Origin of the sequence: Actinoallomurus sp. CA-142502 (genome assembly GCF_050936355.1) — a bacterium.
GTDB classification, from domain to species: Bacteria; Actinomycetota; Actinomycetes; order Streptosporangiales; family Streptosporangiaceae; genus Actinoallomurus; species Actinoallomurus iriomotensis.
In genome coordinates, this window is record NZ_JBNJMY010000001.1 from 1,877,913 (window position 1) to 1,902,723 (window position 24,811).

Annotated in this window: 22 protein-coding genes; 11 read left to right on the forward strand and 11 right to left on the reverse strand. The window is 68.8% G+C overall.

The window, feature by feature from the left end; all coding sequences use genetic code 11:
• Window positions 1–26 precede the first annotated feature (26 nt).
• On the reverse strand, window positions 27–656 hold the full coding sequence (locus ACQEV1_RS09215) for an HNH endonuclease family protein (RefSeq protein WP_285621076.1): 630 nt from the start codon (window positions 654–656) through the stop codon (window positions 27–29).
• 628 nt (window positions 657–1,284) lie between these two features.
• Between ACQEV1_RS09215 and ACQEV1_RS09220 the strand changes: the two genes are divergently transcribed.
• Window positions 1,285–2,199 carry a LysR family transcriptional regulator gene (locus ACQEV1_RS09220; protein WP_433393041.1) on the forward strand — a complete coding sequence of 305 codons (915 nt, stop codon included), beginning with the start codon at window positions 1,285–1,287 and terminating at the stop codon, window positions 2,197–2,199.
• A 331-nt stretch (window positions 2,200–2,530) separates the two neighbouring features.
• Here ACQEV1_RS09220 and ACQEV1_RS09225 read toward each other — a convergent pair whose 3' ends face one another.
• The gene (locus tag ACQEV1_RS09225) at window positions 2,531–3,991 is read right to left on the reverse strand and encodes a sensor histidine kinase (protein ID WP_433393043.1); all 1,461 of its coding nucleotides are present in this window, start codon (window positions 3,989–3,991) and stop codon (window positions 2,531–2,533) included.
• 43 nt (window positions 3,992–4,034) lie between these two features.
• On the reverse strand, window positions 4,035–4,508 hold the full coding sequence (locus ACQEV1_RS09230) for an RrF2 family transcriptional regulator (RefSeq protein WP_285620991.1): 474 nt from the start codon (window positions 4,506–4,508) through the stop codon (window positions 4,035–4,037).
• A gap of 130 nt (window positions 4,509–4,638) precedes the next feature.
• Between ACQEV1_RS09230 and ACQEV1_RS09235 the strand changes: the two genes are divergently transcribed.
• Both ACQEV1_RS09235 and ACQEV1_RS09240 read left to right on the forward strand, forming a co-directional pair.
• Window positions 4,639–5,694 (forward strand): sulfite oxidase, encoded by a 1,056-nt coding sequence (locus ACQEV1_RS09235; RefSeq protein WP_285620989.1) that lies wholly within the window; start codon window positions 4,639–4,641, stop codon window positions 5,692–5,694.
• 224 nt (window positions 5,695–5,918) lie between these two features.
• Window positions 5,919–7,154 (forward strand): cytochrome P450, encoded by a 1,236-nt coding sequence (locus ACQEV1_RS09240; RefSeq protein ID WP_433393046.1) that lies wholly within the window; start codon window positions 5,919–5,921, stop codon window positions 7,152–7,154.
• Between the two features lie 268 nt (window positions 7,155–7,422).
• Here ACQEV1_RS09240 and ACQEV1_RS09245 read toward each other — a convergent pair whose 3' ends face one another.
• The 3 genes from ACQEV1_RS09245 to ACQEV1_RS09255 form a co-directional block, all read right to left on the reverse strand.
• Window positions 7,423–7,839 (reverse strand): hypothetical protein, encoded by a 417-nt coding sequence (locus ACQEV1_RS09245; protein ID WP_285620984.1) that lies wholly within the window; start codon window positions 7,837–7,839, stop codon window positions 7,423–7,425.
• Between the two features lie 466 nt (window positions 7,840–8,305).
• Window positions 8,306–8,752, reverse strand: a complete 447-nt coding sequence (locus tag ACQEV1_RS09250; protein ID WP_433393048.1) for a dihydrofolate reductase family protein — start codon at window positions 8,750–8,752, stop codon at window positions 8,306–8,308.
• A 525-nt stretch (window positions 8,753–9,277) separates the two neighbouring features.
• A complete protein-coding gene (locus ACQEV1_RS09255; protein ID WP_285620981.1) occupies window positions 9,278–9,568 on the reverse strand; it encodes a hypothetical protein in 291 nt (96 codons plus the stop codon).
• Window positions 9,569–10,101: 533 nt separating this feature from the next.
• Between ACQEV1_RS09255 and ACQEV1_RS09260 the strand changes: the two genes are divergently transcribed.
• On the forward strand, window positions 10,102–12,348 hold the full coding sequence (locus tag ACQEV1_RS09260) for a spermidine synthase (RefSeq protein ID WP_433393051.1): 2,247 nt from the start codon (window positions 10,102–10,104) through the stop codon (window positions 12,346–12,348).
• 60 nt (window positions 12,349–12,408) lie between these two features.
• On the opposite strand, the gene ACQEV1_RS09265 is transcribed toward ACQEV1_RS09260, so the two are convergent.
• Entirely contained in the window at window positions 12,409–13,662 is a 1,254-nt protein-coding gene (locus tag ACQEV1_RS09265; RefSeq protein WP_433393053.1) for a helix-turn-helix domain-containing protein, read from the reverse strand.
• 175 nt (window positions 13,663–13,837) lie between these two features.
• On the opposite strand from ACQEV1_RS09265, the gene ACQEV1_RS09270 reads away from it, so the two are divergent.
• The 5 genes from ACQEV1_RS09270 to ACQEV1_RS09290 all read left to right on the forward strand — a co-directional run bounded on the left by ACQEV1_RS09270 (window position 13,838) and on the right by ACQEV1_RS09290 (window position 18,529).
• Window positions 13,838–14,125: a hypothetical protein gene (locus tag ACQEV1_RS09270; RefSeq protein ID WP_433393055.1), complete on the forward strand. Its 288-nt coding sequence runs from the start codon at window positions 13,838–13,840 to the stop codon at window positions 14,123–14,125.
• Window positions 14,126–14,459: 334 nt separating this feature from the next.
• Entirely contained in the window at window positions 14,460–14,684 is a 225-nt protein-coding gene (locus ACQEV1_RS09275) for a hypothetical protein (protein WP_285620975.1), read from the forward strand.
• 65 nt (window positions 14,685–14,749) lie between these two features.
• Complete coding sequence (locus tag ACQEV1_RS09280; protein WP_433393057.1) at window positions 14,750–15,307, forward strand: hypothetical protein; 558 nt, start codon at window positions 14,750–14,752, stop codon at window positions 15,305–15,307.
• Entirely contained in the window at window positions 15,304–16,659 is a 1,356-nt protein-coding gene (locus ACQEV1_RS09285; protein WP_285620971.1) for an SLC13 family permease, read from the forward strand. Before ACQEV1_RS09280 ends, ACQEV1_RS09285 begins: the two co-directional genes overlap by 4 nt.
• Window positions 16,660–16,738: 79 nt before the next feature.
• On the forward strand, window positions 16,739–18,529 hold the full coding sequence (locus ACQEV1_RS09290; protein WP_433393060.1) for an ABC transporter ATP-binding protein: 1,791 nt from the start codon (window positions 16,739–16,741) through the stop codon (window positions 18,527–18,529).
• Window positions 18,530–18,607: 78 nt separating this feature from the next.
• Here the strand turns inward: ACQEV1_RS09290 and ACQEV1_RS09295 are convergent, their stop codons facing one another.
• Together ACQEV1_RS09295 and ACQEV1_RS09300 are read right to left on the reverse strand one after the other, a co-directional pair.
• Complete coding sequence (locus tag ACQEV1_RS09295; protein WP_433393062.1) at window positions 18,608–20,044, reverse strand: hypothetical protein; 1,437 nt, start codon at window positions 20,042–20,044, stop codon at window positions 18,608–18,610.
• Window positions 20,041–20,253 (reverse strand): hypothetical protein, encoded by a 213-nt coding sequence (locus ACQEV1_RS09300; protein WP_285620963.1) that lies wholly within the window; start codon window positions 20,251–20,253, stop codon window positions 20,041–20,043. Before ACQEV1_RS09300 ends, ACQEV1_RS09295 begins: the two co-directional genes overlap by 4 nt.
• Window positions 20,254–21,353: 1,100 nt before the next feature.
• Between ACQEV1_RS09300 and ACQEV1_RS09305 the strand changes: the two genes are divergently transcribed.
• Window positions 21,354–22,610, forward strand: a complete 1,257-nt coding sequence (locus ACQEV1_RS09305) for an SLC13 family permease (RefSeq protein ID WP_285620961.1) — start codon at window positions 21,354–21,356, stop codon at window positions 22,608–22,610.
• A 24-nt stretch (window positions 22,611–22,634) separates the two neighbouring features.
• Entirely contained in the window at window positions 22,635–23,384 is a 750-nt protein-coding gene (locus tag ACQEV1_RS09310; RefSeq protein ID WP_285620958.1) for an aquaporin, read from the forward strand.
• 111 nt (window positions 23,385–23,495) lie between these two features.
• On the opposite strand, the gene ACQEV1_RS09315 is transcribed toward ACQEV1_RS09310, so the two are convergent.
• Together ACQEV1_RS09315 and ACQEV1_RS09320 are read right to left on the reverse strand one after the other, a co-directional pair.
• Window positions 23,496–23,999 (reverse strand): hypothetical protein, encoded by a 504-nt coding sequence (locus ACQEV1_RS09315; protein ID WP_433393065.1) that lies wholly within the window; start codon window positions 23,997–23,999, stop codon window positions 23,496–23,498.
• Window positions 24,000–24,223: 224 nt separating this feature from the next.
• Entirely contained in the window at window positions 24,224–24,526 is a 303-nt protein-coding gene (locus ACQEV1_RS09320; RefSeq protein WP_285620953.1) for a hypothetical protein, read from the reverse strand.
• Between the last annotated feature and the right edge of the window lie 285 nt (window positions 24,527–24,811).

Genomic DNA, 24,811 nt, shown 5'->3' on the forward strand with positions numbered 1-24,811 from the left:
CCGGGCGCCTTCGGCGTTCCCGGTCCTCAGCAGGTGCCGAGCATCGAGGTCAGCTGGGTCTTCTCCGCGCTCTGCAGCGTGAGGTCGTAGTACCACTTGACCTGGATCCAGGCGCGGGCGTACGTGCACCAGAACGAGGACAGCGGAGGCTTCCACGTCGTGGGGTCCTGATCGCCCTTGGACTGGTTGACGTTGTCGGTGACGGCCCACAGTTCGGGACCGCCGAGATCGTTGGCGTACGCCTGCCGCTGCGCCGTGGTCCACGCCCACGCGCCCGAGCGCCAGGCCTCGGCCAGCGGCACCATGTGGTCGATGTCCACGTCGCTCGCCGCGGTCCAGGTCCCCCCGTCGTACGGGCTGTGCCACGTACCGGACGTGGCCGAGCAACTGGAGTTGGTGACGACGCCCGTGCCGTCTCGCTTGAGCACCTCCTCGCGGGTGTCGCAGGATCCGCTGATCGTGATCCAGTGGGGGAACAGCGAGCGGTCGTAGGTGGACTGGTGGCTCTCGGCGGCCACGGTGAGCGAGGCGAGCCGGGAGGCGGCCGTGCTCGCGGAGGGGATGTTGGGCGGGGTCGCGCCGGCCGGCCGGGAGATCAGCGTGAGTGCTCCGGCGAGGGCGATGACGGAGGAGATGGCGGCGAAGGCTCGTCTCACGAGCTTCTCCTTCTGCCCGGTGTTCCGGCCAGGTGGGGCCGCTGGTCGTCAACGGAACAGCCGGACAGAACGGAGCGTCACCAAATGCGAGAAACTATGAAATAGCAGTACATAACGATGGGATCTATTGTTTTCGTGGCGGATGGCCCGTGACGCGGGCAGGGTGCCGTGGGCGTGGTGGTGGCCGCCTCGAAGGCGCGGCCGGGCGGGGTCACCGAGCCGGGCCGCCTCGTCGTGGAGGCATTTACTGAGCGCCCGGTAGAACAGTGTTCGGCGTCAAGAAAGGTGCGCCCGATCGGTTAATTCCGGTCGTCCTTTCGCAGGAAAGTCCACGCGTTCGCGGCCGCCGTCCGGGCTTTTTCGGCTCGGCCGCCGGAGGCGGGACGCCAGCTATTTCCCCGCGTCTCCTCCCGCGGGCGCGCCGGCGGGACCGCCCGCGCCCGCGTACCCCCTATCACATCGGTCGCGGTGCGCGGGCGGGGGCGGCCGGGCCCGGCGCCTCCGCCACCCGTTCGTCCGGCCGGGAAGACACCGCCTACCTTGAGAAACGCCATTATGTAGCCTGCTCGATATCCACCGTCATGAGGTCCATTACCAACACCCGCCGTTGAACTGGCACACTTTTCAGGTGGAGTTGAGGCAGCTTAACTACTTCGTGGCTGTGGCGAACGAGAAGAGTTTCACTCTCGCGGCCAAACGGCTGCACGTCGTGCAGAGCGCCGTGTCTGCGGCGATCGCGTCGCTCGAGCGTGACCTCCGGGTCACGCTCTTCGAGCGGAACGCGCAGCGCGTCGTGCTCACCGAGGCCGGCAGCGCCCTGCTGCCCGAGGCACTGGCCGTGCTGGACGCCGCGCAGGGGGCACGAGACGCCGTGGACGAGCTCGGTCGCGCCCTCCGCGGTTCCGTGCGGGTCGGCGTGCTCGCCGGCCTGGGGCTGGTGGACCTGCCGGGGCTAGCCGGCGAGTTCCGGCGCCGCTACCCCGAAGTGGAGATGCGCCTGAAGGCGGAGTCCGGCGGCTCGGCGGGGATCGCCGCCGCCCTGCTGAGCGGCGAGGTGGACGTCGGCCTCCTCTGCGCCGCCGACACGCTGGGCCGGGAGCTGAACGGCCGCGAGCTCGTCCGGGTCCCGCAGGTCCTCGCCGTCCCCGCCGGGCATCCGCTGGCCCACAGGCGCGTCGTCGCCGTCCCGGACCTCGCCGAGGAGGAGTTCGTCGACTTCCCGTCCGGGTACGCCGGCCGCTCCGTCACCGACCAGGTCTTCGCCGCCGCGCGGATCGAGCGCCGCATCGCCGTGGAGGTCGACTCGCTCGACGCCGCGGCCGGTTTCGTCCGGCACGGCGTCGGGGTCGCGATCGTCCCGCCGTTCGCGGTCCGGGGCGACGACGCCGTACGCACCGTCAAGATCAAGGACGAGAGCATGGAGTGGTCGCTGCACCTCGCGACACCCCGCCGGCGCAAGCCGACCGCCGCCGTACGGGCCCTGGCCGAGCTGGTCGACGCCCACGTGCGCGTCCCCGAGGAGGCCCTTCCACCACGCCGGTGAGGCGCCCTGGGGCAGGCCGGTGAGCACCCAGGGTCCCGGGGGCTCACGTGGCATCGGCCGCCCGACCGTCGCACGCCTGGCCCGTGACGGCCACGCCGTCGCCGTGGACTACGCACGCGACCAGGCCGACGCGACCGCGGCGGACGGGTGGTCGCGGTGCGGGCCGACGAGAACGCCGTGGCCGCGCCGTTCGGCCGCTCCGGGGAGGTGTCCGGCGGGCGGCGATGGCAGCGCGGGTCGGCGTCGCCGATGAGAACGCCGTGGCCGCGCCGTTCGGCCGGTCCGAGGAGGTGTCCGGCGGGGGGACCGTGCTCACCGGCGAACGGCGGTCCTACGGATGCCGGGTGGCCGCCGGGGAGGAGTCCGCGTTCCGGGCGTCCAGCGGCAGCTCGGCCTGGACGGTGAATCCGCCGTCGTGGCGGGGGCCGGCGTGCAGGCGGCCGCCGAGGGCGGCGACCCGTTCGCGCATGCCGGTCAGGCCGATGCCCGGCTCGGGCGGCGCGTCAAGGGTCGCCCGGCCGTCGTCGTCCACCTGTACGGTCACCCGGTCCGGGCGGTAGGCGACCCGCACCAGTACGGACGCGCCGCCGGCGTGCCGGGAGACGTTGGTCAGGGCCTCCTGGACGACGCGGTACGCCGTGCGGTCGACCTCGCCGGGCAGCGTACGGCGCTCACCGCTGACGGTCATCGCCGTGGGCACACCGGCCGAGCGGGCCCGGTCGAGCAGGCCGGACAGCCGGTCGAGGCCGCCGCCGACGGGCTCGCCGTCGGGGTCGCGGAGCAGGTGCAGGGCCGCCCGGAGCTCGCGCATCGCCTCCGTGCTGGCCTCCTCGATGGCCAGGAGACTCGCCGGCACGGGTTCGCCGCGCTGGCGGGCCAGGTGCAGCGCGATGCTGGCCTGGACCTTGATGAGCGTGATGTTGTGCGTCAGCGAGTCGTGGAGCTCACGCGCGATGCGGCGGCGTTCCTCACCGGCGCGGCGCATCCCGGTCACCGTGTTGGCGAACATCGCGCCCAGCCCGTACGCGAAGAGGACGACCACGGCGGCGGCGTCGGGAAGACCGATCGTGTTCAGCTCCGGGACGCCGTAGGCGTAGGCGCCGAAGGCGACGAGGACGCCGAGCACGGTGATCGGCACCACGGCGGGCAGGACGGGCAGGCGCGGCAGCCGCGGGCGGGACCGGGCGGGCAGCGACGGCAGCGTGAGCGCCACGCCGGCCCCGGCGAGCAGGCAGACCAGGGACACCGCGCCGAGCGCGGCACGCCAGCCGAGCCAGCCGCCGGCGACCTCGCCGAACGCCAGTCCCAGCGTGACGGCGACCGCCATCCCGCCGATGATCAAGGTCAGTGCGGTCATGCGAGCACGGGGCCGTACGAGCGTGGTGCACACCCGGGCGGCGATCGGGGTGTACGCGGCGGCGCCGGCGGCGGCGAGCATCCGGCCGCCGATGAGGACCGGCAGGCTCGGCGCCAGCGCCGAGACGAGGTTGGCCAGGCCGATGACGGTCAGCGCGCCGGCCAGGAGCACCCGGCGCGGGACCCGCGCGGTCGCGGCGGCCAGCACCGGCGCGAGAACCGCGTAGGTGAGCACGAAGGCGGTGATCGCCCGGCCGCCGTCGGCGGTGGACACGTCCAGCGCGCCCGCGATCGACGGCAGGAACCCGGCGATAACGAAGGCGTCGGCGCCGACGGCGTACGTGCCGAGGACCAGGACCAGCGTCGGGCTCAGCTCGCCCGGCACGGCCAGAACGCGGCCGCCCGACCGGCTCCGCGATGACGAGATACAGGACATCCGGATTCTCCTCGCACCCGTGCCACCTCCCCGTGTGGCGCGGTCAGCCGATGTCGGCGAACCAGTCGCGGGTCCGCTCGGCCGCCGCGTCCGGTGCCGCCGCCAGCAGGTCGGCGAGCGTCTGGGAGGCGAGTTCGCGCCGCCACGCGAGCTCCGCCTTCCGCATCGCGGTGGTGATCACACACTGTCGTTGGAAGTCTTGCGGCCGGTTCTTCCCCGCACCCCGCTGCCGGATCTCGGTACAGCGGAAGGCGTACTCCGGGCCCTCGATCGCCGCCACCACTTCCATGACGGTGATCTTCTCGGGGGACCGGGCGAGCCGGAACCCGCCACGGGCTCCGGGGGTCGAGCTGAGCACACCCGCGCGGACCAGCGTTTGAAGACGCTTGTTCAGATAGGCCGGCGGAAGCTCGAAGATCCCCGCGAGCTTCGCCGTGGACACCGGCTCGTCACTGCCGAGCCAGCCGAGCGTGAGGAGGCAGTGCAGTGACCACTCCACCCCTTCACCCAGGCGCATAATCCTGGATATTACCTGTCCAGATTGCGTCCCGCCACCCCCGCATGCCCTCTGACCTGCGACGATCGTGTGGAGGGTCGCGTTCTCCGGTCGGCCGGCTCGGGTATCTCCGCTGGGGGAGGGGTGTCCTATGGCGTCGTGGGGCAAGCGCGACGACATGATCACGCACACCACTGAGCCGTACAACGCGGAGCCGCCGCCCGAGGCTCTCGCCGGGCGGACGCTGACCCCCGTCGACACCTTCTTCGTGCGCGGCCACGGCCCGATCCCGCGCCTGGACCCGGACGCGTGGCGGCTGTCGGTCGGAGGACTCGTCGAGCACCCGATGACGCTGTCGCTGGACGATCTGCGTGCCGGGTTCCCCCGCCGGGACGTGGTCGCGACCATCCAGTGCGCGGGCAACCGGCGCGCCGGCCTCCTGGCGGTGCGCCCCATCCCCGGCAAGACGCCCTGGCGGTCCGGGGCGATCTCGACCGCGCGCTGGACCGGCGTCAGCCTGGCGGACGTGCTGGCCCGCGCGGTGGCCCGGCCGGGCGCCGCCCACGTGGAGTTCACCGCGCCGGACGTCTCCCCGGAGGCACGGCCGCCGCAGCCGTACGGCGGGTCGATCCCGCTGGCCAAGGCCACGGCGGGTGAGGTGCTGCTGGCGTGGACCATGAACGGCCGTCCGCTGCCGGCCGTGCACGGAGGCCCGGTCCGCGTGGTCGTGCCCGGATACATCGGGGCCCGCAGCGTGAAGTGGGTGACCGGGGTGACCGTACGCGACCGACCCTCGGACAACTACTTCCAGGCCGTCGCGTACCGGCTGCTGCCCCAGGACGCACCGCTCGGCCCGGTCGCACCGGGTTGCGACATCCTGGCGCCCGGCGAGCGAGCGGTGCTGCCGGCCGGGCCGGTCATGGTGCACGGGTACGCGTTCGGCGACGACGACCGCGGCGTCGACCGGGTCGAGGTGTCCGCGGACGGCGGCCTGTCCTGGCGGCCGGCCGACCTCGATCCGGCGTACGGGTGCTGGGCGTGGCGGCTGTGGCGCGCGGTCGTCGACCTGCCGGCGGGCGAGATCACCATCGTCGCGAGGGCCTGGGACATCGAGGGCGGCTGCCAGCCGGAGTCCGCCGCCTCGGTGTGGAACCCGGGGGGCTACGTCAACAACGCCTGGCCCCGCGTACGCGTCGTGGTCGCCTGACCCGCCGTGCCGGGACCGGCCCGTGACCGGTACTTGGCAACTCTCAGTGATTGCGCGATGCTGATGAGTCACCGATGAGGATGCCGGGAGGATCTCCCGGCCGACCCGTGAGGTCACGCTGTGGACTTCGTCGCCGGCAGTGGCGCGATCCGGCCGGTGCCGCGCGTGACCACCTCCGCGGCCACCGGCGTCCAACAGATGACACCCCTACGCGATGAGGTCCGATGAGCGACGATCTCGCCACACTCGAGTTCTGGGCCCGGCCCCCGGAGGAGCGGCTACGGGTGTTCGCCCGGCTGCGCGCGCAGGGCCGGCCCGCCTTCTTCGCCGAACAGCGGATCCCCTTCGTGCGGGCGGGCCGTGGCTTCCACGCCCTCGTACGGCATGAGGACGTCGTGTACGCGAGCCGCAACGCCAAGGTGTTCAGCAGCGAGCCCGCCGCGACCTCGCCCGAGCCGCCGCCGTGGATCACCGCGCTGTTCGGCCGCCCGATGGTGAACATGGACGACCCGCGGCACGCGCGGCTGCGGCGCATCGTGTCCCGCGCCTTCACCCCGCGCCGGCTCGAGCAGATCGACGAGCACATCGCCAAGACCGCCGCCGTGATCGTCGACGACGTCGTACGCGGCGGGTCCGGCGACTTCGTCGCCGACGTGGCCGCCCGCCTGCCCATCAAGGTCATCTGCGCCATGATGGGCATCCCCGAGCACTCCCACGCGAAGGTCGCCGCCTGCGTCGACGCCATGACCGAGTACTCCGGCGTCCGCGGCGACGTGGCCCGGCTCCGTACGCTCCGGCTCTTCGGCGCCAATGTCAGGGCGATCGTCGAGCTGCACCGGCTGGTCGCCCGCCTGGGCCGCGAACGTCGCCAGGCGCCGGGCGACGACCTCATCTCGGCGCTGGTCACCGCCGACGTCGACGGCGAGCGCCTGTCCGTACGGGAGCTGGGGGCCTTCTTCGACCTGCTGCTGGTGGCGGGCAACGAGACGACCCGCAACGCCCTCGCGCACGGATTGAAGCTGTTCACCGACCACCCCGACCAGCGGGCGATCCTGCTGGCCGACTTCGACCGCCGCATCGGCGGCGCGATCGAGGAGATCGTGCGGTACGCCTCGCCGATCATGCAGTTCCAGCGGACGCTGACCTGTGACCACGAGATGAACGGCCACACGTATCGCAAGGGCGAGAAGGTGGTGCTGTTCTACCTGTCCGCCAATCGGGACGAGGACGTCTTCGACGAGCCCGACCGGTTCGACATCACCCGTAGCCCGAACCCGCATGTCGGGTTCGGCGGGCCGGGCCCGCACCTGTGCCTCGGCGCGCACCTGGCACGGCGGGAGCTGACCGCGATGTTCCGCGAGCTGTTCACCCGGGTCCCCGGCATCCGCGCGGCGGGGGAGCCGGAGCTGCTGCTGTCCAACTTCGACAACGGCATCAAGTGCCTCCCTTACCGCACGTAGCGGGCCGGCGTCGTTCCGGAAGAGCGAGACCGGGTGAGGGAGTGATCCCCCCACCCGGTCTGCTCTGGGCGGCTCGGTGACCCGGCGGCCTTTGCGGCCGTTCCTGGCCAGAGTCACCACGCGATCGTTGCCCGCGCCCGCCGCCCTGGTTCCGCTCGGCCCCGCCGTCCTACGGCTCGGCGTTCAGGCGACGCCCCGCCGCGTTCGTCGCAGGTCGCCGGCCCGGCCCGGGCCGGGCCGGCTCCCTCCTTCGTCGCGACGCGCCGCCCTAGCCGCGTCTCCCACCGAAGTCGTTGCCGACGATGATGTTGTCGCCGCGGTCATCGTCGTCGCGGTCACGGTCGCGGCCGAAGTCGTCGTCGAACCCGAACCGGCCGCAGCTGAAGCGGCAGCGGTTCCGGAACAGGCCGAAGTCGTCGTCGCGGTCGAAATCGCGGAAGCCGCGGTTGAACCCGCCGCCGGCCCAGGCCGTGTTGACGTTGCGGTTCCGGACGTTCACCCGGACGACGACCCGGTTGTGATTGCGATTGAAGTTGAGGTTCCGGTTGGAATTGCGGTGGCTCGAATAGTGGTGGTGCCGATGTCCTTGGACGAGCGCCCCGGCGTACGCGGGCGAGCCGGTGATCAGCACGCCGCTCGCTGCCGCAACGGCCAGACCGGCAAGGGCGTATGTCCTCTTCTGCACGTCGTCTCCTTCTTGCGAGAAATGGCGCGAAGGCCAGTGATGCCCGATTTGGGCGCCATGGCGTACATTCCCGCCCAGTTTCGAGCCGGGGGTATGACGGGGTAAGCCGCCGACAAAGAGTGCTGAAGTAGGTGGATTCAGGCATATGGGATGGGGCTGCCATGCCCTGCGCAGGGGGCCGGCGAGGCGGTGGAGGGGGCGCCCGGCGGGCCGGCGGCTGCCGTGGCCGGCTCACCGCCCGACTGGCGAACCGGAGCCGAGCGGAGGGCCGGCCGGGTATCGGCGCTCCGCTCCGCCCGGGACCTGCCAGGGACGGCGATCTTCCCTCCCGCGTCCGATCGGCGCCCCGTTCCATCCGGGCCCGCCGGCGCGGTTTCTCCCAGTAAGGGACCCGCAACCTGCTCCGCCCGACGCTCGCCAGGCATGGTCCGGACGCTTGGAGAAGGAGGCCGTTACCCGGCGGGCGTCAGGCGGGAGCGAAGCGCTGGTCGGGCGAGGGGAGGTCGCCGTGCCTGGTTTCACCGGCGAGAAATGGCCCCACCTGTTGATCGGTCGCCACGACGAGTTCCAACGGATTCCGGCCCCGCCTCGTCGCTTCAGCGAGCCCGGGCGTAGACCATGGCGAGTTCGCCCAGCTTGCCGGTGGTCTGGTGGGTGAGCGTCCATTTCGTGGCCGGCAGGCAGGCAGGCCGTCGTCGAAGAGTCGCTGCCCGCCTCCGGTGATCTCGGGGAGGATCATGAGGTAGAACCGGTCGAGCAGGTCCGCTGCCAGGAGCGCCTTGATGATGCCGGCGCTGCTGTTGACGAGGATGTCGCCTTCACCGGTGGTCTTGAGGTCGGTGATGACGTCGGTGGCGGGCGCGTTGATCACGCGGGTGCGTTCCCACGGCGCTTGGGTCAGGGTGGTGGACAAGACCACCTTCTCCGTGTCGACCAGCCATTTGGCGTACCCGCGATCACGCGGGTAGATGCGGCGCCGGCCGGTGCGCTGGGAGGTGACGATGCCGGCGCGTTCGAGAGTCTGCAGGTGCTTGGTCGGCTGTGGCTGGCGCGCCTGAGCGAGCTGGGCCAGGACGCCGGCCGGACGAGGCCGCTCGGCCAGGTCCGTGGAGCGGAGTGCAGGTCGGAAGGAAGCGCTGGTCCAGCGAGGGCGAGGGCGATGATCTGGCGGGCGTCGGGCGGAGGGGGCCGCGGTGGGCGGGTCCTGGCGGAGTGGGGTGCCGGTCGGGCGAGGGGTGGGAGGCCGGCGTGTGGAGCGCTACCCTGCCGTTCTCTCAGGTGGTCGTGGTGCGGGTCGCAGGTGAAGAAGGTGTGGCAGGGCAAGGCTCTGCCACACCTTCTGTCAGGCGGCTCGAGCGCTCAGGGAGACGTTCCCCGAAGTGGGTTTCGAGGCGCTGAGCCGGGGCGGCCTTTTCGGCCGTTCTCGGAGTCGGTTCGATCAGAGGCCGCCGGCGGTCGTGCCGAGGCCTTCGTCACCGCCGCGGCCGCCCGGACGGGCGACGGCGATGTTGTTGTTCCGGTTGCGCAGCCGCAGCCGGATGTGGTTGAGATTCTCGTTCTCGTTACCACTCCAGTTCCTGGTGCGGTGCACTTCGCCGAAAGCGCGGTGGGAGCTGGCGCAACAGCCGCCCCACGCCGGGGTCTGGGCGGACGCGGTTCCGCCGGCCAGGGCGGCTCCGGCGGCTGCTGAAACCAGTACACCGGCGGCCGCGATGATTTGCTTGAGCACGGTAAGTCTCCTTCGCTGTTCGGAAATGGAGCGATGGCTCTCACGAACAGGCGCTCTCTTATGTATCTCGCAGAGCGCCCGCTAGAAAATGTTCCCCGGCCTCATCGCGGCAACATACGGAACGGGTAAGGCGGCCACAAAGAAGGTATGAGCGATAATTAATGCGGTTTATAGGCGCGCCGCGCTTTCTAGCATTCCCGTGCGCTCACCGATGAAGACAATCGCCAAGTAAGATGAGCGCAAAGGGCGTATGTGTCAGCAGATATCGGGTCGCATCGGCGGGTGGTGGCGAGCGGCTCCAGGCAGTCGAATGTGTGACTTCGGCGTTATGTCGCGGTACGTCTCACGATAAAAGTCATCTCCCGCAGAGCCGACCGATGTCACGTTTGTCCAGATGAGTTTCCGCTGAGCAGGGCACGGGAATAGCGGAAGCTGCAGCGCCTACTGTGCGGGCATCGAATTCTTCGGAAACCGCGTGTCAAGTGCCGCGGCCCGGCGCATCGATTTCTTCAGGTCGCCTTGGGAGAACAGCTATGAGCGTAGCCGAGATCAAGCCACACCTCGATGCCGCGAAGGGGGCGCCGGCCACGCGGGGGCCTGTCGGCGTCGCGGTCGTGGTCTTCACCTTAACGACCTTGATGGCCGCGAGCCTGCTGTTCACGGTGGAGCCGATGGTGGCGAAAATGCTGCTACCGATTTACGGCGGATCGCCGATGGTGTGGAACACCTCCATGCTGTTCTTCCAGGTCGCGCTCCTCCTCGGTTATACCTACGCACATCTCTCGCAGCGACTGCTCGGTGCCCGCTGGCAGCCCCTGGTGCACATCCCGCTCGTGGTGGTGCCTCTGCTGGTGCTACCGATGTCACTGCCCGGCTGGGCGGTGTCGGGCGGATCGGCGCCGGTCGCCCTGTGGCTGCTGCTCGTACTGACGGCGGTCGTCGGCGCACCGTTCGCGGTGCTGTCCACGATCGGGCCGCTGATCCAGCGTTGGTATTCCTGGGCGGGCCTGCCGCGGTCCAAGGACCCTTACTTCCTGTACGCGGCCAGCAATGTCGGCAGCATGCTCGCGCTGCTCGCCTATCCATTCCTCATCGAACCCGCCGCCGACCTGGAGGCTCAGGCACGTTGGTGGGCATTGGGCTACCGCGTGTTCGTCGTGCTGGTGGTCGCGTGCGTGCTCATCATCCGATTCCGTTCGTCCCGGACTCCCGCGGAGGCGTCGGCCGAGGAGGAAACGGCGACGGAAGAGGCGGCCGAGAGGATCACCTGGCGCCGTCGTCTGCGCTGGCTGGGCCTGGCCTTCATTCCGTCGTCGCTCATGCTCGGCGCCACCACGCACATCTCGACCGACATCGCTCCGGTCCCGTTGATGTGGGTGGTGCCACTGGCCCTTTACCTGGCGACGTTCATCATCGCCTTCGGGTCGAAGAAGCACCGCTGGCTGAGTCACACGGTCACCATCGCGGCGCTTTCCGCGGCGGTGATTCCGTGGACCCTTTTCATCATCGGCCCCGACTTCATCGGGATTCTGCTCGCCCTGGCCCTCGTACTCGTCGCCGGGCTGGCCTGTCACGGTCTCCTCGCGAAGGACCGGCCGAACCCGCGCCGGCTGACCGAGTTCTTCCTGATCATCTCGCTCGGCGGCGCGTTCGGTGGTGCGTTCAACACTCTCGTCGCCCCGGTGGTGTTCAACTGGACGGCGGAGTTCCCGCTCGTGGTGACGAGCCTCGCCGTACTGCCCATCCTGCTGAGGCGGATGGACGCGACCACCCGGTGGAATCTTCCCGGAGCGGCCGTCTCGGTCAAGGCGTTCGTGGTCGCCGCGCCTCTCGTACTGCTGGCCGGCACGATCGTCCTCCGGCTGGGCGCGTCGTCGTTCCTGCCCGCGGTCCTGGTGATCGGTGTTCCGTGGTGCGTTCTCGCGATACGGCGACCTCGCATGATGGCGATCGGCGTCGCGCTGTCGACCGTCCTGCTCCTGTGGTACCGGATGCCGACGGACTCGATCCGGATGCGGACCTTCTTCGGCAACTACCACGTCTACATGGACGGCAGCGGCCGGCGGATGTTCGGCCACGGGTCGACGGTGCACGGCTTCCAGTTCACCGGCGGCCCCCTCCGGACCACTCCGGTCGCCTATTTCGGGCGCTCCGGACCGTTCGGTGACCTCTTCACCGCCTACGGCGAACGCAGCAGCCGCGTGGCCATTGTCGGCCTGGGCACCGGCGTCATGGCGGCGTACGGGCACCAGGGGCAGACGATGGACTTCTACGAGATCGACCCGGTGGTCCTGCGGATCGCGTCCAACTGGTTCAGCTACCTGACCGACAGCAAGGCCGACGTGAACGCGATCGTCGGCGACGGTCGGCTGGAACTCGAGAAGGTTCCCGACGGGTCCTACGGCATGATCGTGTTGGACGCGTTCACGTCCGACTCGGTGCCGCCGCACCTGCTGACGTACGAGGCGCTTCAGCTGTACACCCGTAAGCTCGCGCCGGGCGGCGTGCTCGCGTTCAACGTCACCAACCGGAGCCTCGACCTCGCGCCCATGCTGGCGGCCACCGCCCGGGCGGCCGGTCTCGCCTCGATGACCGGGAACGGCGCCGAGGATCCACAGAAGATCTACTACCACTCGCGATGGGTCGCCATCGCCCGAAAGGACGCCGACCTGCGGCCGCTGCGCGCCAAGTCCTGGCGGTGGCACACGCCGCCGGCGGGTGGCCCGGTCTGGACCGACGCCCACTCCTCACTCTTCGGTGTACTGAACGTCGGCCGGTGATCCCGTGACGACGCGGGCTCCCGTCCGGCAGCCCGCGTCGTCGGTCGGGCCGGCGACCGATCAGATCCGGCCGAGATAGCCGTGCCACTTCCTGGACGCCGGCAGGTTCCGGATCTGGAGCATGTGGCGCAGGCACGTGAGGGCGGCGTCGACCGCCGCGTCGGTCATCCGGTGCTGGAAGAGCTCGAAGTCGTTGTCGCTGAAGACCCGGGCGTCCGGGATGTCGACGATCATGCCGCGCTGGGCCGGTAGTTCCTCGCAGGCGCTCTCCAGCTTCTTCGCGGTCAGCAGGCACTTGTCGGGGTCGTAGCCGGACACCTCGGCCGAGCGCTGGATGAGCTGTGGTCCGACGCGGACGTAGATGACGAACGTCTCCTGGTCGGCGCGCGGAAGAAGCTGCGGCACGTCGGTGAGCGCGTCCGGGAAGGCGCACGACCAGACCATCCGGTCCAGCAGCCGGCTGCGAGGGTGCAGCAGGGAGGCCGTGAAGATCTGTGCGGCGGCGCGGCCGACCGTCTCCTGGTCGGCCCCCATCAGCAGGCCCGCCTCGGCGCACGCGTCGGTCTTCATGTTGCGGTAGCCGTAGTCGATGGCGTCCGCGATGAGGGAGCCGACGAGCTCCGCGTGGGTCCAGGGGATGCCGAGAGTGACGACGGTGGTCGGGAAGTCGGTCATCGGGGCGAGCCCCCGCCCGCGCGTCTGCTCGTCCTCGGGCACCTCCAGCAGCAGCGCCGGGCGTTCCCGCCATCCGGGTACGTCGTGATGGCGCCAGATGACCCCCAGGGCGGCCAAGGCCGCGCCGAGATCGTTCTCGATCTTCTGCCGGAGCGCGAGCAGGGACTCGCCGCTCGGCCGTGAGCGTTCGAGGCCGATCACCGTGTGCGGCGCCAGAGCGTGCTCGATGCCGCGGAGCTCCGGGCGGATGGTCACCTGCCAGCCCGGGTCCCGCTGCAGGATCAGGCCGGCCGCGCGGGCGGCCGCGCCGAGACCGGAGGCGGTGAGCGCCTGCTCGGACCACCGTCGTACGTCCGCGTACAGGCGCTGCTGCGACTCGATCGCCTGTGTGGCCATGACGGCGGGAGAGTAGTTCTCCGGGAGGTACCCGGCGAGTTCGTGCAGGCGCCACAGCGCAAGGCCCGAGACCTTGGCGATCGCTGGCAGGGCCTCGACGTTCGGTCGTGTGGCGCCGCTCATCCACGCGGCGAACGTCGCCGGGCTGACGCCCACCATCTGAGCCGCCGCGTTGTTGCTCACCCGCCGCTCCCGCAACGCGGCCCCGACGACAGTGACCCATTCGGACATCTCGGACTTCATTTCTTCACCCCCATGTTTTCTCAACAGTAACCCGCTTCTGACCGAGTGCAACATGGCAAGAGAAGAGATTGCCAATCTACTAATGCATGTCTTCGGTGGTTTGGCAGGTGGATCGAGCGGCCATACCTTCAGTGACACCGGCAACCTGAAGGGATCGGCAATCTGAGGAGTGATGATGTCTCGTTCGTTGCAGCGATGGTTCGGCTTTACTCCGCCTTATACTCGTCCGCGTCACGTCCACCCGCCGCAGCACGATCCTCATCCTCATTCGCACCCCGGCACGGCGACGCCGTGGGGATATCCGGGGCTGTCCCACGAAGCGCTGGTCACCGTGCTCGGTGACGAGAACGCCGCCCACACGGCCCGGCTCGTGCTGGACCGGGCGCCGGATGAGATGCGCGTGATCGTGGACCTGCTCGTACGGCTCCAGCTCGACCAGCGAGCAGCCGCCGACCAGGGATGACACCGACGTCCTGACGCCCCACGGCCAACGCCCGGGACGGCCATTTCGCCGCTAGGTAATCCCCAACGGAACATCACCGTAAGTTGGGAAAATCGTGGCGAACAAAAGCCCTGTCAATCACTTGACAAAAGTCTGCATTAGGTTGACAGCTGCCTTGACGCGCTAATAACATCCAGTGATATCAGCGAACCGGTATGTGAAATCCGCAATGTGAGGAGAAATGATGCCCCGTCCGTCGCAGCAAGGGCCCGGCTACTCGGCGCCTCACGAGTTTCCGCGTCACGTACACCCGCCGCAGTACGATCCGCACCCTCACCCTCATCTCCGTCCGGGCATGGCCGCGCCATGGGGATATCCGGGGCCGTCATTTGATTCGCTGGTCACCGTTCTCGGCGATGAGGACATGGCGCACACGGCGCGGCTCGTGCTCGATCGGGCGCCCGACGAGATGCGCGTGATCGTGGATCTGCTCGTCCGGCTTCAGCTCGAGCGCTGGCAGGCCGGCGGCCACGAGGCCCCCGAGCAGGAGCGCCCACCTGACGACGCGGCGACCTTCTGATGTTCCCGGCCACGTCTGTTCCCCAGAGCCTGGTCGACCACGTTCAACACCTGGGACCGTTCACCGTGGCCTACGAGTTGCAGGGAAGGCCCCAGACCGGCCTTCCCTCGCATCCCGCCGCCGGCCGCGACTTCCGCTTCCGGATCACGAGCGTGCTCGCCGAGCTCATGGCGGACTGCCGGATCGGCCACCTTCTCGTGGCCGGTCCCGAACAGGTCCTGCTCGAGGCCCTCGCCGACACGGCGTCACCGCCACCCGTGACGATCTGGCTCGACGCCGGGTGCACCCATGAGGTCGCGTCCGGTGTCCGCGGCAACATTCCCCGCGGGCTCGACGCCAATGTGGTGATGGCGCCCGAGCTGCCGACACCTCGCGGGTCCTGCCCCGCTCTCCTCACGCTCGGACTTCACGTGTCCGGCCTCAGCTACGTGGCGCCCGCCGTGCGCCCGCTCCTCAGTTACTTCGACGGCCGGGTCCGCGGCGAAGTGGTGCTCATCGATCCCACCGACGGCGATCCGGTCGCCGTTCCCGCCGGCTGGCCGGCCATCTGGACGCACAAGCACTTCACCCACGTCTACTCCTCCGCGCCGGCGGACCCGAAGAGCGGAAGGCGAGCGTCATGACGGTGACCCTTCTGCCATCGGAACGGCGACCGCGCGCACAGGACGCCTCACCGCGGAGCGGACGGCTCTCGGCTCTCCTGGAGAACCCCTTCCTGCCACTCGCCGTGGTCACGGTGCTCATCGCCGGACTCTCGGCGGCGCACATCGGCCACGTCGCCGACGCTGCACGACGGTTCCCGTTCGAGATCCTGGCGATCTTCATCGCGCTCGAGTTCTACACGGCGATGGTGATCGGCACCGGCGTCGCCAGCGCGCTCGCCGTCCGCCTCGCCCGATGGGGGCGGGCGAGCCGTGGCATGACGCTCGTCACGAGCGTGATCGTGCTGATCGCGACGTGCGCGATGGGCAACAACCTCACGCACGTCGGGCTGGTTCTGCCCATCCTCCTGGTGCTGCTGCGCACTCTGAGCGCGGACCGCCGGTATCTCGTGGGTTATTTCGCCTGCGTGATGACGGTCGTGAACCTCGCGGGAGCGAGTACGCCGGTCGGCGACTTCCCGGCGCTGACGATCCTGGCGTCCGGCATCACCAGCTTCAACTCCTATCTGGTGCTGGCGTTCCCGCTGTTCGCCATCTTGACGGCCGGCACGCTTCTGGCCTTCTACCTGGTGCTGCTCCGGCCGAGGGCGGGAGCGGCCGGCGCGGACACCGACCTGCGGGACGCGGGGGTCATCCTCCTGCAGGCGCGGTACCGGCACGCGCGGGTCGACCGTCGTTCCCTGCTGGCGCTGCTCGCCGTGCTCGGCGGGATGTTCGGCGGCTGGGTCTTCCTGCACTCCGTACCGCCGTGGGTGGTCGCGTGGGCCGGCGCCGCCGTCGGCTCGGTCGTCGCCCCCCGGGTACGGTCGGCCGCGCGGGTGGACGCCGCGGATCTGTATCCGGCGTTGAAGATCGGTGCGTTCCTGGCCGGCGCGACCTATCTGTCGACGACGGGGCTCCTCCAGTTCCTGGCGCGCCTACTACAAGATCATCTGCACACGCCGACGATGATGATCGTGGCGCTCATGGCGGTCGTGGCGGTGATGACCGCGCTCCTGTCCGCCGGACCGACGGCGGCCACGCTGTTGCCGCTCTGCCAGGCCCTGGTCGCGCCCGGCGCGGTGCTCGCGGGCCGGGGCGACCTGTTGGCGGTGGCCTTCGCCGGGGCGATCTGCGCCGGCTCCAGTGCCCTGCTGTGGTCCGCGACCGCCGGACCACTGATCGCACGCAAGGTGCAGGGCGCCGGGCTGCGGGACGACAGTGGACGGCCGGTCGCGTTCACGGCGCGGGCCTACCTGCCATGGGGCCTGCTCAACGCATCGATTCAATTCGTAGTCGCCGTCATATATGTGCTCATTATGTATCGCATTTGAGGGGAGCATTTATATGCGCAAGAGTAGAGGATCACCGGACATAAGCGCGGCCCGGCTGGCTTTGCGTGCGCTGCATCAGTTGCACGCGAGACAGCGCGTCTTTCTCGCGCTGGCAGCGGTGGCCATGCTGACCTCCGCGTTTCTCACCGCGATCGTGCCGGTCGTGCTGGGCCAGCTGGTGAACAAGGTCGTGGCGCAACCGCACGTCATCCATCGGGCTCTCCTCACCGGACTGATCACCGTCGCCGCGGTGCTGCTGATAACCCAGCTTCTGCAGGTCATCCGCAGGCAGCTGGTCGAAGCGGTATCGACGGCCTTTGAACGCGACACCCGAGAGCTCGCGTACAAGCACGTTCTGCACCAGGACCTCAGTTACGTTCAGCAGGGCAAGATCGGCGGTATCTACGGCCGTATCAACCGGGGCATCGAGGGTTCGACCAGGCTGTTGAAACTGAGCTTCATGGATTTCCTCCCGACCGGTGCTCTGGCGCTCGCCGCGGTGGCGATCTCTTTCAGCCGCAATGTCAGCGTGGCGCTGGTCATGGCGTGCGTCATCCCGACCGGGCTGCTGCTGGTGCAGTGGCAGATCCGCAGCCAGGCCGGCATCCGGGTGAAGGTCCGCAACCACAAAGAGGAGATCGACGGTCAGGTCGTCGAGCTGCTCCCCGCGCTGGAGACGGTGCGCGCCTACAACGCGCAGGACTACTTCAGCGCGCGCGTGGCCACCTCGGCGGGCGAGCTGCGCGGCGCGGAGATGAGGCACCACCGCGCGATGGCATGGTTCGACGCGGCGAAGTACGCGAACGAGGCGCTGTGGTACGTCCTCGTGCTGAGCTTCGCGATCGGGCTGGTGACGGTGGGAAAGATGGGGCCGGGTGAAGTGCTGGCCTACGCGCTGCTCTTCAACAACATCATCGCTCCGCTGCGCGACCTTCATCGCATGCTGGACGAGGTCTCCGAGAGCGCGCAACAGGCCCGCGACCTCGCCAACCTCCTCGACCGGCCCCAGGACGTCAGCTTCAGCGTGAGCAACCGCCCGGCCCGCGCCGTCGTGCGCGAAACCGCACGCGAGCCCGTACCGGTCGGAGCGGGGATGCGGGCGTCGAACGCCGGTGCGTTCCGCGACGAGGTCGTGCGGGTGAGCAACGTGATGTTCTCGTACCCGGGGAGCGACGGAGGCCGCGTGCTCGACGGCGTTTCCCTGTCCGTCGGATCCGGCGAACGCGTCGGGCTGGCCGGACCGTCCGGCTGCGGCAAGTCGACGTTACTGAAGATAATCGACCGGCTCCAGCACGGTTACGTCGGCGACATCGAGCTGTTCGGCATGCCGCTGTCGAGTTACAGCCGGGCGGAACTGGCCAGACGCGTCGGCTACGTGAGCCAGCGGTACTTCCTCTACCGGGGCACGATCTATGACAACATCGTGTTCGGTCTCGAGGACGAGGTCATCCCCGCGCAGGTCGAGGACGCCGCACGCCGCGCCAACGTCCACGACGTCATCAAGAACCTGTCGGACGGCTACCAGACACTCGTCCACGAGCGCGGCGACAGCCTCTCGGGCGGTCAGGCGCAGCGCATCTGCCTCGCCCGCGCCCTGCTGCGCCGGCCGGACCTGCTCCTCCTCGACGAGCCCACGTCGGCGCTGGACAACGAGTCACAGCGAGCGGTGCAACGGGCGATCGAGGAACTCGACGGGATCACCATCATCGAGGTCGCTCACCGGCTCGACACCCTGCGGAGCGCCGACCGGATCTGCGTGCTCGAGGACGGCCGGCTCGCGGAGCAGGGAACCTACGACGAACTGGCGCCTTCCGACGGAGTCTTCGCACGGCTCCTGCGCAGCTCTCACGATGAGGATCTGCACGGCTGACGACCGGGCGGGCGTACGCCGCGGGCCGGCCCGCGGGGGCGCGCGCGTACCGCCCGTTCCAAGGAGGACGATGACGGATCACCACGAACTCTCCGGCTCTCTCTTGAACTCCCACCACAGGAGTGAGTACTCCGCTCCCTGCACGGGGTAGATGACTCTCATCCGGTCCTTTCCGGAGACCGCGGTGCGGGTGAGTTTGTGCGTCTCCTCCGGGATCTCCGTGCCCGGACCGACCAGGGCGACTCTGCACTCGCGGATGGCGATGCCCAGGTCGGCCTCGCGGTCGGACACGATGGAGATGTCGTACTCCCGGCACGGAAGGCCGATGGTCTCCTGCCACATGTAACATCCGTCGACCTCGGCGAACGCTCCCGTGTCCGATTCGGCCTCGACCTCGTACAGGAAGGCCACCAGGGGGCGGACCGGCATGTCGTCCTCGGCTTCGGGCCAGCAGCTCTCCGGAAGAGGCTGCCCCTGGATCAGCCAGATCGCGTGCTGGCCGTTCCCCTCCCAGTCCGACTCTTCGATCGACACCTCGACGCTGCCGACCCATTCGGAGATCCTGTTCTTCAGCCCGAGCCGGTTGAGGACACTCGTGTCCTCGTCGAATATCGCGTCGAGCGTGCCGGTCATGGATTCCAGGCGTTCCGGCGTCGGAAGCACATGCATGGACTTCAGGGTGATGACCGGTGGCTTCCTGAACACCGAGTTGGTGTCGACGTATCCGTACACGTGCGCGTGCCGTCCGTACAGGAACAGGATCAGGAACTTCTTGCGGACCGTGGCCGCTCCGCTTCGCCCGATCGACAGGTCCGTCGACAGTTTGTCCAGGGCGAACCCGTACAGATGGGCCGAGGTGTTGTAGTGCGCGGATCGGCTGGGCAGGAGCATTCTCTCGTGGCGGAACGCCGGGATCCTCCTGGAGAGGGCGAACAGCTGGTCCGTGGGGCCGGGCAGGCCGAGCAGGGAGATGGCCCGGATCGCGGTCCAGACGAATTTGCTGTACCCGAGGAAGGCCTCCGAATTCGCGACCGCCAGCCTCTTGGGCGTGACCTGGGAGAACCAGAGTACGGTCAGCGTCACGAAGCACAGGCTGAACCAGAAGGTCACCGAGGAGTCATGTGTTTCGCCGTAGAACGGAACATAGATCCAGTCGTAGGACGTCGCCAGGCTCGCGAACGACACGATGAGCACCACGAACACCTGGCGTTGGGCGAAGAAGAATCCGGAACGCCGCTGTATCGCGCTCAGCAGGTCCCGGGTTCGCCGGTCACTGACCTGAGAGGCGTCCTTGTCGAGCAGGTCCGCGACCGCCAGCTCCATGCCCTCCGCGAAGGACAGGAGCACGAGGAGGGCGACGGTCGTGACGGCCAGCAGCAGGGGCGCCGAGTCGTGCCGGTCCAGGTGCCGCATGAGCGTCGCGAGCCAGATCACCAGGAGCATCACCCACGCGACCCACAGGATGAGCGAACGCCCGTAGGACAGCATTCGTCCTGCCGTCTCCCGTGAGCTCATCCGTCGCTCCTGTCGAGTCTGATGCTCGCGATCTCCTCGACCAGCCGTCTCACCTGGGTGGTCAGCTCTTCGAGCTGCCGGCTGATGTGTTCCAGCCCTTCGTAGGTCTTGAAGTGCGGTGGGGGTTGCTTGGGCGGCGGCCCGACGTGGACCTGTCCGGACCGGGGGCCGGGGTTTTCCGATTCACGTGGCGCTTTCCAGTGAGTCATCTGCGCTCCGAGAATGACAATTCGACGAACCCGTCATGGTGGCTGTTCAGCCTGGGGAGACGCCCGGTCGGCGGTCGATCATTCGGGTTGATCTTTGGCCGGGCTTGAAGACCATGGTTGTCGCGCCCCCGTTGCCGCTGCTCCGAGTCGTCGGAGGGGTGGCGACTCCTGCCTTGGCATACCTTCAATTTGACATCAATCGCCGTGAATGCAAGAGAACACCTGGAATAATCAAACCTAGTGGCCGAACATCTCATAACAAAAGGGGCATCGTGCGCACCGGAAGGCCTTGTAGTGGCCGTTAATCGCCTGACCCAAGTGGGCATTATGAGCCGCCCTGAGCCTTCTGGGGAGACCGCGCCGGGATCAAGCCCCGCGCCGTCGGCTACCCTCGCGTCGGCGTACGGACCCGCCGTGAGGCGGATCGACCCGGGTCGCCGGCTCGGACGCGCGGTCGCCAATGACTGATAGTCGACAACTACATGACCAGATCAGTCAGAAGCGCGTCACCGGTCAAATAAGGCGGCGGGTCGAAAGTCGCCGGCTGGACTGGAGCGGGTAGTCCCTTTTGTCGCCTTCCGGTGGGGCGATTGTCCGGCCGGTACCTGAGCTATATGGCGGATCGGGGTCTTCGGTCGGTGTGGTTTAACGTGACATCGCGACCGAAGGCAGATTTCGCGGGGAACGCCCTATATGGTGGCCCGGTCGATGGGTGCGGCGAGGCGTATGTGGTTTTCACGGAGTAGGACATCCCGTTTCGAAGGATCTTTGCAGGTGAGAGACTTGGCCGCAGCCTGAAAGGTATTGGAGGACACGCTGAGGATCGCCATCCGAGGGCGGTGTGGCGATCAAAGAAGAGAAACGGGCGTTCATCGCCGTAGGAGACGTACGGTTATCGCGTAAGTCGCGTGGGTGCTTGAAATGGCACTCAATAAGAGCTCCGTTACGCGCCGGAGCCGCGGCTTACGCAGGCCTCCCAACGAATACACCCCGAGGTGCGTACGAGCCTGCCCACGTCAGCAGCGGTCGCCGCAGGACGGTGGCTCGGAGCCACTCGGGCGGCAGGTGCATGCAGAGACCAGACTGATCGTGAGGTCCACATGAACACCGCGATTTCCATCGTGCTCCTGATCGCCGTCTTAGGTTTCGTCGTGGCCCGTCCCGGCGGGCTCCCGGAGGCCGTCGCCGCGGCGCCGGCGGCCGCTCTGGTCCTGACGTTCGGGCTGGTTCCGGCGGGTGCGGCCTGGCACGAGGTGGGCGCACTCGGGCCCACGGTGGGATTTCTCGCAGCGGTCCTCGTCCTCGCCTACCTGGCCGATGGCGAGGGAGTCTTCGCCTACGCCGGAGCCATGGCGGCACGTTGGAGCCGGGGCTCCCCGCAACGCCTTCTGGCCAGGGTCTTCGCGATCGCCGCCGCGGTTACGGCGACGCTCAGTCTCGATGCCACGGTGGTCCTGCTGACCCCCGTCATCTTCGCGACGGCCGCCACGGCGGGCGTTCGGCCTCGGCCGTACGTCTATGCCTGCATCCACCTCGCCAACTCGGCATCACTGCTGCTGCCGGTCTCCAACCTCACGAACCTGCTGGCGTTCGACGCCAGCGGTCTCACCTTCGGTGACTACAGCCTGCTCATGGTCGCTCCATGGTTCGCGGTCGTCGGGGTCGAATATCTGATCTTCCGCTGGTACTTCGCGGGCGATCTCGACACCCGGCAGAACTCGTCGACGCTGGTGCGCACGAAGGCGCCGACGGTGGCGATCGTGGTGCTCGTCCTCACTCTGCTCGGGTTCGGTCTGCTGCAGCCCTTCGGCGTACATCCGTGCCTGGTCGCCCTGGCCGGTGCCGGAGTGCTCACCGTCCGGCGGCTGCGCGGGCTGCGGGTCGCCGAGCGCATGGCCGTCGTACGGTCCATGGCCGCCTCGGCCAATCCGGCGTTTCTGCTGTTCGTGATCGCTCTGGGCCTGGTCGTCCTCGCCGTGCGGCGTAGCAGCGCCGGCGACCTGATCGCCCGGATGGTGCCCCACCACGCCAGTTTCTTCGGCCTGCTGACGGTCACCGTCATCGCCGCGATCCTCGCCAACCTGCTGAACAACCTGCCGACGACGCTCGTCCTGGTGCCGCTCGTCTCGAACTCGCCGACTCTGGTGCTGGCCGTGCTGCTCGGCGTCAACATCGGTCCCAACCTGACCTATGTCGGCTCCCTCGCCACGCTCCTGTGGCGCCAGCTGCTCCGCTCGCACGATCACCCGCCCGACGTCAGGGACTTCCTACGGCTCGGCGCGCTGACCGTACCGGCCTGCCTGGTCGCCGGGGTGCTGACGCTGTGGCTCAGCCTGCATCTTCTGGGCAGGCACTGACATGCCGGTGAGGATGGGCGCGCGGTGAACGGAGGGCTGTGGCGGAGGGCGCTGGCCGAGTTCCTCGGTACGGGACTGCTGGTCGCGGTGGTCGTCGGCTCCGGGATCATGGCCGCACGGCTGTCGTCCGACGCCGGCCTCGCGCAGCTGGAGAACGCCATGGCCACCGCCGCCGGGCTGACGGCGCTCATCCTGTTCCTCGGGCCGGTGTCCGGCGCCCACTTCAACCCGGTCGTCTCCATCGCCGACTGGGCGCTGGACCGCAAGGCCCGCGGCGGCCTGTCCGGCCTGGAGCTACTGGCCTACCTGCCGGCCCAGGTCGGCGGCGGGATCGCCGGCGCGATACTGGCCAACGTGATGTTCGCACTCCGCGCGGTCAGCGCCTCGTCGAAGGAGCGCTTCAGCGGACACCTGTGGCTGGGGGAGGTGGTCGCCACCGCGGGGCTGGTGGCCCTGATCTTCGCCCTGGCCCGCTCGGGCCGTACGAACCTCGCGCCCGCGGCGGTCGGCGTCTACATCGGCGCGGCCGGCTGGTTCACGTCCTCCACCTCGTTCGCCAACCCGGCCGTCACCATCGCCCGGGCCCTCAGCGACACGTCGACCGGCATCTCCCCGTGCTCGGTGGGACCTTTCATCGTCGCCCAGCTGGTCGGCGCCCTCATCGGGGGCGTGCTGGTCGTCCTGCTCTACCCGGCCGCGGTCGGCGACACGGGCGTACTCGTCCCGCACGGCGATTCGGAGGGCGACGGTCCGTCTCGCGGTGACTCCGCCTGAGCGGGTTGGGGGCGAGAGAGGGCGCCGGAGTCCTCTCCGGCGCCCGGATATCAGCTGGTTCCGCGGGTGCTCCTCAGCGCGCCGGCGGTCGTACGGCGGCGCGGGGCGTCGTCACGACGTCGGAGACCCGTCACTGAAACTGTCATCGTTGCCCCGGCCGCCTCCGCCGGTGGCGCCCTGGTAGTCGCGCGGGGCGGTCTGTCGATCGGCACCGGTGTCCGCGCGGGTGCTGCCGTCGTCGCTGGAGGCCGCGCGTCGGCCGGAGTTGTCGCCCCGGCCGGAGTTGTCGCCCCGGCCGCGGGCCGCGCCGGCGACGGGGGCCGCGTCCTGGTCACGTCGGGCCACGATGCGCTCCGGACGCGAACGGTCGCGCTCCGGGCGCGCTATCGCGATCGCGCGGTTGTTGTTCTTGTTGTAGATGTAGATCCGGATGAAGATGCGGGGTCGATTGTGGTTCCCGTTCCAGTTCCGGTTGTGAGAGCGGTGGTAGAAACGGTGGTGGTGATGCGAACCCCACACGAGATCGACTTGAGCGTTCGCGGGCGAATTTGCGAGCAGGGCGCCGGCGGCTGTGGCGACCACCAGGCCGATGTAGGCGCTTGTCTTGTTCAGCACGTCGGTTCTCCTTATTGCTCGATCCGCCCTTGGGGCTGGTGAATCGGCGCCCCTTGATGAAGGCGCCCTCCGGTAGGCTCCGGGGAGGGCGCCGGAGTCATTACCCCGGCGCCCAGTTCACGTGGGCGGCTTAGCGACTCAGCGGCACATGGCCGCTCCTTTGGCCCGAGTCACTCACGTGGCCGTATGACGGCGACGTCGGTCGTTCTGCCGTCAGAATTGATTTACTTCTCCCTCTCGCGCTGGCGCTCAATGACGAGCGGGCGCCGGTCCTCTTCGTCAGTGCGGGCGACCGCGATGTTGTTGTTCCGGTTGTGGAGGCGGAGCCGGATGTGGTTGAGGTTGTCGGACTCGTTGCCGTTCCAGTTCCGGTTCCGTGCGTGGTGGAAGAAGCTGGAGTGCGAGCTGGCGCAGCAGCCACCGCCACCCCACGTGGGAACGGACGCGAACGCGGGCACGCTGGTGGCGACGGCACCGCCGGCTGCGGCGATCAGCAACCCGGTGACGATGCTTTCCTTCTTAAGCACCTTGAGTCTCCTTCTTGATCGGAATGGCGCGATAGCCTCATGAGCCGGCGCTCCTAATTGTTCCGATGAGCGCCGCATTTTCTAATATTCCCTAGTTCCTACGCGGCAACATGATCGCCGGGTAAGATGACAACAAAGAGCGATGGGGGATAAATTGAAGGGCGTCGGAGTGAACCTCCGACGCCCTAACTCCTTGATTCTGGATAAGCCGCCCAAGCCGCCATGCCTCTGCCAGGCGGCAGGGTCGTCGGTCAGGTTGACCGGTGACCTGCTGACCGCGCATCA